Origin of the sequence: Pseudaeromonas aegiceratis (genome assembly GCF_046254905.1) — a bacterium.
Taxonomy (GTDB): domain Bacteria; phylum Pseudomonadota; class Gammaproteobacteria; order Enterobacterales; family Aeromonadaceae; genus Pseudaeromonas; species Pseudaeromonas aegiceratis.
In genome coordinates, this window is sequence record NZ_CP158016.1 from 2,312,969 (window position 1) to 2,324,756 (window position 11,788).

At 65.8% G+C, this 11,788-nt stretch carries 12 protein-coding genes; 5 read left to right on the forward strand and 7 right to left on the reverse strand.

Features of this window, described 5'->3' with window-relative positions; translation table 11 throughout:
• Positions 1-75 precede the first annotated feature (75 nt).
• A complete protein-coding gene (locus ABHF91_RS10880; protein ID WP_409420315.1) occupies positions 76-1,323 on the forward strand; it encodes an ABC transporter substrate-binding protein in 1,248 nt (415 codons plus the stop codon).
• Here ABHF91_RS10880 and ovoA read toward each other — a convergent pair.
• The 3 genes from ovoA to ABHF91_RS10895 all read right to left on the reverse strand — a co-directional run bounded on the left by ovoA (position 1,301) and on the right by ABHF91_RS10895 (position 4,281).
• Positions 1,301-3,415: a 5-histidylcysteine sulfoxide synthase gene (ovoA, locus tag ABHF91_RS10885; protein WP_409423108.1), complete on the reverse strand. Its 2,115-nt coding sequence runs from the start codon at positions 3,413-3,415 to the stop codon at positions 1,301-1,303. The genes ABHF91_RS10880 and ovoA overlap by 23 nt on opposite strands.
• A 174-nt stretch (positions 3,416-3,589) precedes the next feature.
• Entirely contained in the window at positions 3,590-3,874 is a 285-nt protein-coding gene (locus ABHF91_RS10890) for a hypothetical protein (RefSeq protein ID WP_409420316.1), read from the reverse strand.
• 26 nt (positions 3,875-3,900) lie between these two features.
• Entirely contained in the window at positions 3,901-4,281 is a 381-nt protein-coding gene (locus ABHF91_RS10895) for a diacylglycerol kinase (RefSeq protein ID WP_409420317.1), read from the reverse strand.
• Between the two features lie 137 nt (positions 4,282-4,418).
• Between ABHF91_RS10895 and ABHF91_RS10900 the strand changes: the two genes are divergently transcribed.
• Entirely contained in the window at positions 4,419-5,480 is a 1,062-nt protein-coding gene (locus ABHF91_RS10900) for a 3-deoxy-7-phosphoheptulonate synthase (protein ID WP_409420318.1), read from the forward strand.
• Here the strand turns inward: ABHF91_RS10900 and ABHF91_RS10905 are convergent.
• Both ABHF91_RS10905 and btuC read right to left on the reverse strand, forming a co-directional pair.
• Positions 5,477-6,226, reverse strand: a complete 750-nt coding sequence (locus tag ABHF91_RS10905; protein WP_409420319.1) for an ATP-binding cassette domain-containing protein — start codon at positions 6,224-6,226, stop codon at positions 5,477-5,479. The genes ABHF91_RS10900 and ABHF91_RS10905 overlap by 4 nt on opposite strands.
• Entirely contained in the window at positions 6,210-7,247 is a 1,038-nt protein-coding gene (gene btuC, locus ABHF91_RS10910; protein ID WP_409420320.1) for a vitamin B12 ABC transporter permease BtuC, read from the reverse strand. The genes ABHF91_RS10905 and btuC overlap by 17 nt, the downstream gene beginning before the upstream one ends.
• 84 nt (positions 7,248-7,331) lie before the next feature.
• Between btuC and ABHF91_RS10915 the strand changes: the two genes are divergently transcribed.
• Positions 7,332-7,691 (forward strand): DMT family protein, encoded by a 360-nt coding sequence (locus ABHF91_RS10915; protein WP_409420321.1) that lies wholly within the window; start codon positions 7,332-7,334, stop codon positions 7,689-7,691.
• Here the strand turns inward: ABHF91_RS10915 and ABHF91_RS10920 are convergent.
• Complete coding sequence (locus ABHF91_RS10920; protein WP_409420322.1) at positions 7,688-8,653, reverse strand: calcium/sodium antiporter; 966 nt, start codon at positions 8,651-8,653, stop codon at positions 7,688-7,690. The two genes, ABHF91_RS10915 and ABHF91_RS10920, sit on opposite strands and share 4 nt — an antisense overlap.
• A 260-nt stretch (positions 8,654-8,913) precedes the next feature.
• Between ABHF91_RS10920 and ABHF91_RS10925 the strand changes: the two genes are divergently transcribed.
• Both ABHF91_RS10925 and ABHF91_RS10930 read left to right on the forward strand, forming a co-directional pair.
• Positions 8,914-10,059 carry a PilT/PilU family type 4a pilus ATPase gene (locus ABHF91_RS10925; protein WP_409423109.1) on the forward strand — a complete coding sequence of 382 codons (1,146 nt, stop codon included), beginning with the start codon at positions 8,914-8,916 and terminating at the stop codon, positions 10,057-10,059.
• Between the two features lie 103 nt (positions 10,060-10,162).
• Positions 10,163-11,053 carry a DMT family transporter gene (locus ABHF91_RS10930; protein WP_409420323.1) on the forward strand — a complete coding sequence of 297 codons (891 nt, stop codon included), beginning with the start codon at positions 10,163-10,165 and terminating at the stop codon, positions 11,051-11,053.
• A 30-nt stretch (positions 11,054-11,083) separates the two neighbouring features.
• Here ABHF91_RS10930 and rsuA read toward each other — a convergent pair whose 3' ends face one another.
• Positions 11,084-11,776 (reverse strand): 16S rRNA pseudouridine(516) synthase RsuA, encoded by a 693-nt coding sequence (gene rsuA / locus ABHF91_RS10935; protein ID WP_409420324.1) that lies wholly within the window; start codon positions 11,774-11,776, stop codon positions 11,084-11,086.
• Positions 11,777-11,788: the final 12 nt, after the last annotated feature.

Consider the following 11,788-nt stretch of genomic DNA (forward strand, 5'->3'; position numbering starts at 1 on the left):
TCTGACCGTCCCCTTGCTAGGCTTTAGGCTATAATCCGGCGCCCGCCCCTGGGCCCACCATGAGAGCGTCCGTCCATGACACGCCTTGCCACCCTATTGTTGCGTCTGTGCCCCAGCCTGCTGGCGGCCCTCCTGCTGGCCAGCCCCCTGACGGCGGCACCGCTGGAGCTGGCCTTCATCTATGCCAACCCGCAACACAGAGAAAATCTCACCCAGGTGATGCAGCGCTACACGACCCTCACCGGCCAGGCCGTCAACCTGCAGGTACTGCCCGACGCCCTGTTCAAGCAGCGTCTGCCCCACTGGCTGGATGGTGAACGCACCCCGGATATCCTCATATGGCAAGGCGGCGAGCGCCTGCTGAGCTATGCTCGGCGGGGGTTGCTGCTGCCCCTGACCGACCTGTGGCAAAGCGAGGACTGGTATGGCGCCTTTGGACCGGCCATGGCCTCATCGGTGAGCCTGAACGGCCAACCCTATGCCTTGCCCTACAGCTACTACCCCTGGGGGCTGTTCTACTCTCAGCCCCTGTTTGCCGCGGCCGGGCTCCCGCCCCCCACCCACTGGCAGCAACTGCTCCACAGCTGCGCCGTGCTGCGGCAACGGGGCATCATCCCCATCATGCTGGGCACCAAGGAAAGCTGGCCGGCACTGGCCTGGTTTGACTATCTGGACTTACGGCTGAATGGCCTGGCGTTTCACCAGCAGTTGACCCGCGGCGAGATCCCCTACACGGATCCCAGGGTCACGGCCATCTTCACCCATTGGCGCGCCCTGGTGGAGGCGAAGTGCTTCAACGACAACCAGACGGAGCTGGACTGGAAAAAGACCCTGCCCTACCTCTACCACGGCAAGGCCGCCATGGTGCTGATGGCCAGCTTTATCGTGCCCAGAGCCAGGTTGGGTGACATAGGGCTGTTGCCCTTCCCCCGCCTACGGCCTGACATGCCGCGCTATGAGGATGCCCCCCTGGACCTGTTCGTCATCCCGGCCCGCGCCACCCGGCAACCGGATCAGGCCAAGCAGCTGTTACGCTATCTGGGCCAGGCCGAGGTGCAGCGGCAGCTGCGCCAGGGGCTGAGCAGCTTCAGTCCCTACAGGGCCGCCGACACTGAGGCCTTTCCCACGGCCCAAGCCATACTGCGGCAGGCCGCCGGCTATGCCCAGTATTTTGACCGGGACGTGCCGCCGGCCTTTGACCAGGCCGCCAGCCCACTGTTGTCCACCTTTCCCCAACGGCCGGACATCGCCGCCATCCAGCAGCAACTGGAGCAACTGCGCCAACGGCACTACCCGGCGGTCAGCGCCGCCGCCACACCGTAACCTGGGACAGGGTGTGCTGGTACTTGCGGGCCGTCTCACGGATGACAAACGGCAGATCCTGGGGCGGCGCCAGCTCGTCACAGCTGGCGGCCAGCAGCCGCTGCAGCGCCTGGTAGGTGCCCAGGGCCTCGCCGTTCTCCCGCACCCCGCCCAGCCACTGACCCTTGGGGGTGTACTCCTGGCTCCAGCTGTAGGGTGAGGCCAGGATCAGCACGCCGCCGGGGTTCAACCGCTGCACTATCTCCAGCAAGAATCGCTTGGGCTCCCGCAGGCGATCCAGCAGGTTGGCCGCCAGCACCAGATCGTAGCCCTGGTAGCCGGGCTTGAGGTTGCAGGCATCCCCCTGGCTAAAGTGCACCCGCCGGATCTGCGCCTGACTGATGCCATGCTGCGAGAGCCTGGCCTCGGCATAGTCGGGGAGCTCTCCCTCCTGCACCAGGGCGTAACGGAACCGGTCGTGGGCCGCCAGGTTGAGGGCCACATCGATGAAGCGCGCCGAATAGTCCACCCCGTCCACCTGGCTAAAATGGCGTGCCAGCTCGAAGCTGGCCCGGCCCACGGCGCAGCCCATGTCCAGGGCCTTGCCGCCCTTGGGCTGATAGTGGGCCGCCAGGGCCGCCAGAGCGGCACTGAAGTTGGGCACCCCGAAGGGGTTGTCACCGTAGTGGCAGTGCAGGTATTGCGCCACCCCGGCATCCGTCTCATAGGGGTTGATCTGGCTCCGCTCCTGGTGATGGGAGGCCAGATAGCGAAACCCAGCATGCTGGAAGAAGTGGCGGCGGAAGGCGTAGCGGCTGTGGCGGATGGCCAGGTTGCCAGAAGACACCCAACTGCCCCCCTTGATCAGGTTGTGGCGGCCGTCGAAGGTGGGGGTGGAGAAGTCGTCGTACAGGGGATGGACCTTAAAGCCGTCGTAGCCGTCGATGGGGGTGCTGGTCCACTGCCAGACGTTGCCCGCCAGATCATAAAAATCCCCCTGGGCCATGCGATCCACCGGGCAGGAGGAGGCCCAGTGGGCCAGGTTGAGGTTGGCCGGTGCGGCCGGCCAGTGACCGTCACCGTCCTCGAGCTGGGCGCCGAGCAGCGCCCACTCCGCCTCGCTGGGCAGCTGGATGGGCAACCCGGTCTGGGCCGCCTTCCAGCGGCAGAAGGCCTCGGCCTCCAGCTGGTTGACCTCCACCGGCCAGTCCCAGGGCAGTCTGACTTCCTCACACATCAAACGCAGCTTGAGATCTGCCTCCTGCGCCGGCGATCCCACCCAGAAGGTGGGCATCTGCGCCTGGGCATATTCCCGCCAGCGCCAGCCCTCCTCGCTCCACCAGGCTGGCTCCTCATAGCCCCCGGCGGCGACAAACGCGAAGAACTCGGCGTTGCTCACCAGCATGCGGCTGGCGGCAAAGGGCGCCAACGCCTGCTCCCTGTGCCCGTATTCATTGTCCCAGCCATAGGTGGCATCGTTATCGGGCTTGCCCAGGGAAACAGTACCGCCTGGCACCTGGACGAGGCTGTTGCTGGGGACCGCTGCCCGCGACCACCGGGCCTGGGGGCAGACGGGCCAAGCGGGGCTGGGCCGCACCCAGGCCAGGGGCAGCTGGCGGATCAGCACCGAAGAGGTCTCCAGGTGGATGCGCTCGTGCTCTATGCCCATCAGGATGGCCCAGGCGGGGCTCTCCCAATCCAGGGGCAGGCTAAGGGGCATCTGGTCGATAAAGGCCAGCACCTTGGCCCTGACCTGCTGGCGATAGGCCTGCAGTGCCGTCACCGCGGGCCAGGGGTAGTGGCTCTCGTCCAGATCGTCCCAGCTCATCTCGTCCACGCCGATGGCCACCATGGCCTCGATCTGGGGATCGAGCCGCGCCTCAATAAGGCGGCCGGCCAGAAGCTTGTTGATGAAGAACGCCGCCGTATGGCCGTAATAGAAGATCAGGGGATGGCGCAGGGGGATGGCCTTCTGGTACCAGGCCTCGGGACAGGCCAGGCAGCTGAACAGCGACTCGTAGCGATCGAAGGTTTCCAGGAAGTAATCCCGGATCTGTTGGCGTTTGGCGCTGACATCCTGGCCGGTCAGGGACAGGGTGGCGGTCAGGGGCATGGATTGAGGGGGCGAAGCAAGACTCACGACAGGACTCCTTGGTTGGGGGACACCCGGAAGCGTCTGTGCTCAAGCTAACAGTTTGTTAACAAGCGGGCAATCAAGGGACTGGCGGCGGGCCGATACTCCCGCGACGACGGCGAACGCAATAAAGGGGCCGGCGGCCCCTGATTCTCAGCTCACATCCCGCCAGGGATGGTGTTCCACCGCCAGGTGCAGCTGGTTGCAGCCACCGGGACGCACCACCAGCATCGCCAGGCTGCCCCCGTCGCTGCCGGCGTCCAGCTCGCTGCCGGTGCGGATCAGCAGCTGGCCCGGGTGGTTGGGATGGGCCTGCAGCACCAGTTCCAACTCCTTGCCGGGCTCCAGTTCAATCACCAGACCGTGAACCGCCAGGGGCTGACGTTGTCCCTCACTGTCGACGGCATAAACCCGATAATCCTGCGTCACCTGGGTCATGGGTCATCTCCTTCAGGGTGGAGGCCTTACCAAAGATGTAGCAGGTTGCGGCCGGCCATGCCGAGCCAGAGCACCAGATTGAGGGCCAGGGCAAGAAACACCGCCGCCGACCCCAGATCCTTGGCGCGGCCAGAGAGTTCATGCAGCTCGGCGCCGATGCGATCCACCACGGCCTCGATGGCGGAGTTGAGCACCTCGACGATCACCACCAGCCAGCCCACCATGATGAGCAGCAGCTGCTGGGTCAGCCCCTGCCCCACCACGAAGGCCAAGGGGGTGAGCACCAACATCAGGATCAGCTCCTGGCGAAACGCCGCCTCGTGCCGCCAGGCCGAACGCAGCCCCTGGATGCTGTAGAAGGTGGCCCGGATGATGCGCCCGAGGCCGGTATTGCCAGGCTTAGCCAAGACAGACTCCTTGAAAGGGGGAAAGCGCAGATCCTAGCAAAGGCGGTCGGGATGCCAAGCATTTCCTTGCACGGCAAATTGCATTAAGGTGTTGGCCCATCGCGGCACACGCCGCTCCCTTACGGATAGAGGCTGTCATGTCCATTTTCACCGACGAATTACGCACCCAACGCCTGTGCGCCCTGATCACCCCCAAGGAGCTGGCCGAAGTCACTCCCCTGACCCCGGAGCTGGCCCAGCAGATCCTCGTTGCCCGGGAGGAGATAGAGGCGATCCTGGCCGGCCAGGATCAGCGGTTGCTGGTGATCGTCGGCCCCTGCTCGCTGCACGATCCCCAGGCCGCCGTGGATTATGCCCGCCGCCTCGCCGCGCTGCGGACCCAATACCGGGACGACCTGTGCATCGTCATGCGGGCCTACTTCGAGAAGCCCCGCACCATAGTCGGCTGGAAGGGGCTCATCAACGACCCGCACCTGGACGGCAGCTACAACGTCAATGAAGGCCTGCAGCTGGCCCGCAAGCTGCTCATCGCGATCAACCACCTGGGGCTGCCCACCGCCACCGAATTCCTGGATATGGTGACCGGTCAGTACATCGCCGATCTCATCAGCTGGGGCGCCATCGGTGCCCGCACCACAGAATCCCAGGTGCACCGCGAGATGGCCTCCGCCCTCTCCTGCCCGGTGGGCTTCAAGAACGGCACCGACGGCAACACCCGCATCGCCATCGATGCGGTGCGGGCCGCCCGCCACAGCCACATCTTCACCTCGCCGGACAAGGAGGGGCGCATGACCATCTACCGCACATCCGGCAACCCCTATGGCCATGTGATACTGCGGGGCGGCCGACGCCCCAACTACGACAGCGTCAGCATCGACGAGGCCTGTCAGGCATTGGCCAAGGCCGAGCTGCCCCAGCGCCTGGTGGTGGATTTCAGCCACGGCAACAGCCAGAAGGACCACCGCCGTCAGCTGGACGTGGCCAAGGATATCTGTGATCAGTTGAAGCGCGGTCGCACCGGCATCGCCGGGGTGATGATCGAAAGCTTTATCGAGGAAGGTCGCCAGGACGTGGTGGCCGGTTGCCCGCTCACCTACGGCCAGAGCATCACGGATGCCTGCCTGGGCTGGGAGCAGACCCAGAGCGCCCTGGCCATGCTGCAGCAGGCCGCCCGGGCCCGCCGGGAACAGTTGGCCTAACGACTGACAAACAGGGGGCGGCCGCCATGCAGCAGCCGCTCCGTCCTCACGCCATACAGGGCCTGGATAAGATCCTCGTCCACCGTCGCCACCCCGCCTTGGGCCATCAGTCGCCCGCCTTGCAAACACAGTACCCGCTCGGCATGACGCACCGCCAGATTCACATCGTGCAGAGATAGCCAGATGGTCAGGCCCTCGGCGGCCAGCTCGTCCAGCAAGGCCAGCAGCTGCAGCTGATGATGCCAGTCCAGGCCGGTCAGGGGCTCATCCAGCAGCAGCCAGCGCGCCGCCGGGTTGGTGGCAGGCCAGATCTGCAGCAGGGTTTTCACCAGCAGCACCCGCTGCTGCTCCCCCCCGGAGAGCTGGCCGAAGCTGCGGCCCAACAGGCCCGTCACCTCCAGGCGCTCGCTGAGCTCCCCGGCGGCGCGAATGAGGGCCGGACTCATGCCCCCCAGGGGCGCCGCCCCCAGGGCGATCACCTGATGACAGGCCAGGGCCAGGGGCGCCTCAACCCGCTGGGGCAGCAGGGTGCGCTGACAGGCCGCCGCGGCCATGGACCAGCGGCGCAGATCCTGACCGGCGAAGCGGGCCTCACCGCTGAAGGGCAGCAGGTTGGCCAGCCCCAGCAGCAGGCTGGACTTGCCACTGCCGTTGGGGCCCAGCAGGGCCGTGATACCCTCGGTGGGCAGGGCCAGGCTCATGGGCTGTAAGCGGCCCGGGATGGCGAACTCAGACAGGCTCAGCATGACGGCGTACCAGCAGGTAGATGAAGAGCGGTGCCCCCAGGGAGGCGGTCACCACCCCCACCGGCAGCTCGCCGCTGGCCAGCAGGCTGCGGCTCAGCAGATCCGCCAGCAGCAGCAGGCCACCGCCCCCCAGGGCCGAGGCCGGCAACAAGAAGGCCGGCTCACCGCGCCCCAGCAGGCGCAGCAGGTGGGGCACCACCAGGCCGATGAAGCCGATGAGGCCCGCCAGGGCCACCGTCATGCCGGACAAGAGCGCCACCGCCAGGATGAAACGCCGGCGCACCGGCGCCAGCTCCAGGCCCAACAGCTGGGCCTGCAACTCCCCCAGCTGCAGCAGGGCCAACTGGCGGTGCTGACTCAAGAGCCAACCCAGGCACAGCAAGTAGGGCAGCCACCAGTAGACGGGCTGGGCCTGGCCATAGGCCAGGGAGCCCATCATCCAGAACATGATGGCCCGCAGGGATTGATCGTCGGAAAAATAGAGCAGCCAGGTGGTCAGGGCGCCGGAGAGGATCCCCACCGCCACCCCCAGCAGCAGCAGACGGGCGCCGATGAGGCCGGCCCGGCGGCTCAGCCACAACAGGCCCGCGGTCACCAGCAGGGCGCCACAAAACGCCGCCAAGGAGGTGCCCCAGGGCGGCAGCGGCAGGCCCCACTGCATGGCGACAAAGATGGCCGCCACCGCCAGCAGGCTGGCGCCGCCCGAGATGCCGACGAGACCCGGTTCCGCCACCGGATTGTGAAACAGGATCTGCAGCACCACGCCGCACACCGCCAGCCCCGCCCCCACCTGCAGGGCCAGCAGGGCCCGGGGCAGTCGCAACGACCAGATCACCTGGGACTGCAAGGGGTTGAGCCCGTGCCACCAGTCCGTCAGGGGGATGGGCAGGCTGCCCAGGGAGAGGTTCAGCAGCAGGGCCGCCAGGGCCGCCAGGCCCAGCAGGGCCAACAGCCAACGCTGACGACGTTGCTGGGCCCGCATCAGCAGCGGCAGATCGGCTGGCGTGGCAGTGGACCTCATGGACGAAATTCTCCCGCCCGGATCCCTGCCCCGCGTCCGGTATTTCTGCTATAACGGCGCCGCCCCATCCTCGTTGGAGTCATCATGTCCCCGGTGTTTATCAGTGCCTCGCTGCTGGTGTGCAGCAATGTGTTCATGACTTTTGCCTGGTATGCCCATCTCAAGGAGATGAGCCACAAGCCCTGGCTGCTGGCCGCCCTGCTCTCCTGGGGCGTCGCCCTGTTCGAGTACCTGCTGCAGGTGCCGGCCAACCGCATCGGCCACCAGAGCCTGAGCGTCGGCCAGCTGAAAATCCTGCAGGAGGTCATCGCCCTCACCGTCTTCGTGCCCTTCTCGGTGTTCTACCTCAAGGAGCAGGTGAAGCTCGATTACCTCTGGGCCGGCCTGTGCCTGCTGGGGGCCCTGTTCTTCGTATTTCGCGAGAAGCTGATGGGTGGCAGTTAGGCCAGCTGCTGACTGACCAGCAGTACGCTATAACCGACAAAGCTCAGCAATAGCAGGCTGCCGGCGGTGCGTCCCAGGGTCCGTCTCGGCATCAGCCCCAGACCGATGAGCAGCAGGGTCACCGCCAGCATGATGGCCCAATCCCGACTCAGCACCTCCCCCGGTACCGCAATGGGATTGATGACCCCGGCGATACCCACCACCGCCAGGGTATTGAACAGGTTGGAACCCAGCACATTGCCCAGGGCCATGTCGTGCTCGCCCTTGCGCAGGGCGGCAATGGAGGACGCCAGCTCCGGCAATGAGGTCCCCACCGCCACTATGGTGAGACCTATGATGAGATCGCTTACCCCCAGGCTGCTGGCGATGGAGACCGCCCCCCACACCAACAGGCGGGAGCTGGCGATCAATACCACCAGGCCCAACACCAGCCAGAAGATGGCCTTACCCAGAGGAACCTGCTCGGCCTCGCTGCTGAGTTTGGCGTCCACCTCATCCCCCAGGGCATCCCGCTCCTTGAGGCCGGCGCGTATGCTCCAGATCATGATGAGGGCAAATCCGACCAGCAGCAGCCAGGACTCAGGACGGCTCACCACCCCATCCAGCAAGGGCCAGCCCACCAGCAGGGTGATAAACAGCAGGATGGGAAACTCACGGCGGATCACGTTGGAGGCAATGGTCAGGGTACCCAGCAGCGCGGTCATCCCTAGGATCAGGCCTATGTTGGCGATGTTGGAGCCAAAGGCGTTACCCAGGGCCAGGCCAGGGTTGCCCTGCCAGGCGGCCAGGGCCGACACCGTCATCTCGGGGGCCGAGGTGCCAAAGCCGATGATCACCATGCCGATGAGCAGGGGCGGCATGCCGGCATAACGGGCGGTCAAGGCCGCCCCTTCCACAAACTTGTCCGAGCTCCAGATCAGCAAGATCAAGCCGGCCAGCATGGCGGCGCTAGCAAGCAACATAGGTCGAGTCCTCTTTACGATGGCACCAAGCCAATCATTACAATTGCCGCGCAGTATACCCAGAACGGAACACCGGATCCCCCCCTTTGGCCCGCGGGCTAGGATTATGGTCAGGGAGCGAGCAAAGCAAGATGCAGCGCCAATTATTGCGTCCCGCCAAGGGCTCATACTTGAGCTGAGATCCCGATGCATGGACAATCCAACTGCCCGGTCTGCCGCGGCCACGAGAGACTAACCCTATGAATGATGAGAGCAATGCCATGGATCTGCCCCAGATGTTGAAAATCCTGGCCACCCAGGACGGTTCCGATCTCTATCTTTCCACCGGCGCGCCCCCCTGCGCCAAGTTTCAAGGGGTGCTCAAGACCCTCAGTGATCAGCCCATGGCACCGGGGGACGTGGCCGCCATCGCCGACGCCATCATGGACAGCGAACAGCGCATCGCCTTCGAAAAAGATCTGGAGATGAACCTGGCCCTCTCCCTGCCCCAGGTGGGCCGCTTTCGGGTCAACATCTTCAAGCAGCGCAACGAGGTCTCCCTCGTGGCGCGTAACATCAAGCTGGACATCCCCCGCTTCGAGGATCTCAAGCTGCCGCCGATCCTGCTGGACGTGGTGATGGAGAAGCGGGGCCTGGTGCTGTTTGTCGGCGGCACCGGCTCGGGCAAGTCCACCTCACTGGCGGCCCTCATCGACCACCGCAACCGCAACACCAGCGGCCACATCATCACCATCGAGGATCCGGTGGAATATGTGCACCGCCACAAGAAGAGCATCATCAACCAGCGGGAGGTGGGGGTGGATACCCGCAGCTTCCACGCCGCCTTGAAGAACACCCTGCGCCAGGCGCCGGACGTCATCCTCATCGGCGAAATCCGCGACCGGGAGACCATGGAACACGCCCTGGCCTTCTCCGAAACCGGTCACCTGGCCATCTCCACCCTGCACGCCAACAATGCCAACCAGGCGCTGGACCGCATCATCAACTTCTTCCCAGAGGAGCGGCGGCCCCAGCTGCTCAACGACCTGGGCAACAACCTGCGGGCCTTCGTCTCCCAGCGGCTGGTGAAGACCCTGGACGGCAAGCGCCGCGCCGCCATCGAGATCATGCTGGGCACCCACACCATCCGGGACCTCATCAAGCGCGGCGAGTTCGGCCCCTTGAAGGAGATCATGGAAAAATCCACCGCCCTGGGGATGCAGACCTTCGACAGCTCCTTGTTCAAGCTGGTGGTGGAGGAAGAGGTGATCAGCGAGGAGGAGGCCCTGAAGAACGCCGACTCCCCCAACAACCTCAAGCTCAAGATCAAGCTGCACCGGGAGGAGGGTCAGTTGAAGAACACCGGCGACTCCGCCAGCTGGAGCCTGGATCCCATCGCCAGCGACGAAGAGGATCCCTTCGCCTGAGGCTGGCCATTGCGCCAGGCGCTGAGTAGCTTGCCTTTGTGCCAGGTGCTGAGTATGGTGCGACACATTCGGGCCCTGCGGGGCCCGTTGTCATGGAGCCCCCGTGCATTACGAACTCTTCGCCCTGGCCGCCGCCCTGCTCTGGGCCATCGCCAGCCTGCTCTCCGTCCTGCCCGCCGCCCATCTGGGCGCCTTCGCCTTCAGCCGTTATCGCATGGTCTGCGTCACCACCATGCTGGGGCTGGCGAGCCTCGCCACCGGCGGCTTTGCCGCCTTCAGCCTGCCGCAGCTGGGCTGGATGGCCCTGTCGGGCCTCATCGGCATCTTCGTGGGGGACACGGCGCTCTACGCCTGTCTCAACCGCCTGGGACCGCGCCGCTCCGGGCTGCTGTTCGCCTGCAATGCCCTGTTCACCGCCCTGTTGGGGCTCTGGCTGTTCGATGAGCGGCTGGGGGGCTGGCGTCTGCTGGGGGGAGCACTCATCTTCGTCGGCGTGCTGCTGGCCATCGCCTTCGGCCGGCGCCACGACAACCGGTTCGAGCCGGTCCGTGGCGCCCTCTGGCTGGGGGTGGCCCTGGGGCTGCTGGCGGCCCTGTGCCAATCCCTGGGCAGTCTCATCGCCAAGCCGGTGATGAGCGCCGGCGTCGATCCGGTGGCCGCCTCCTGCACCCGCATGGCTGCCGCCCTGCTGGCCCACCTGCTGCTGCGGGCCAGCGGCGTCCCCTTCGCCCGGGCCCGGCAGACCATCAACCTCAAGGTGCTGGGGGTGGTGGCGCTAAACGGCTTTTTGGCCATGGCCCTGGGCATGACCCTGATACTGTTGGCCTTGAAACATGGCGAGGTGAGCCTGGTGGCCATCCTCTCCGCCACCACCCCCGTGATGCTGCTGCCCCTGCTGTGGGGCTACCACCGCCACAGACCCGCCGCCTCGGCCTGGGCCGGCGCCGCCCTGGTGGTGGCCGGCACCGCCCTGATCCTGGGGATGAAGGCCTGAGCCCCAGCGGGCTGGCCAGTAAAAGCGGCGTTAGAGAAACGCCGCCACTTCCGCCTCGCTCAAGGGCCGGTACTCGCCAGGCGCCAAGTCCGCATCCAGCGCCAAGGGACCGATCTGCTCCCGGTGCAGCTTCACCACCTTGTTGCCGATGGCGGCGAACATACGCTTGACCTGATGGTACTTGCCCTCGTGGATGGTGAGCAGCGCCTCGGTGTCGGAGATGAGCTCCAGCTCGGCGGGTCGGGTCAGCTCCCGCTCGCTGCGCAGCTGGATGCCTTCGGCAAATTCGGCGATGGCGGACTCGGGCACCGGATCCGCCAGCCAGACCCGATAGCGCTTGGCGCACTCGTGGCGGGGGGAGGTGATGCGATGGGACCATTGGCCATCGTCCGTGAGCAGCACCAGGCCCGTGGTATCCAGATCCAGCCGGCCGACACAGTGCAGCTTGCCCACGGCCGGCTCCTCCAGCAGGAAGAAGACATTGGGATGATCGGGATCCTCATTGGAGCAGACATAGCCCTCGGGCTTGTGCAGCATGAAGTAGCGGGGGCCGGTCAGCCGCAGACTCTGGCCGGCATACACCACCTCGTCGGCCTCCCCCAGCGTGGTGGCCCCTTGCTTGACCGGCTCGCCGTTGAGCAGCACCTCGCCGCCACGCAGCAGCCGACTGGCCTGGGAGCGGGTGATCCCCAGGCTCTGGGAAAGAAATTTATCCAAACGCATCGCTATCACTCC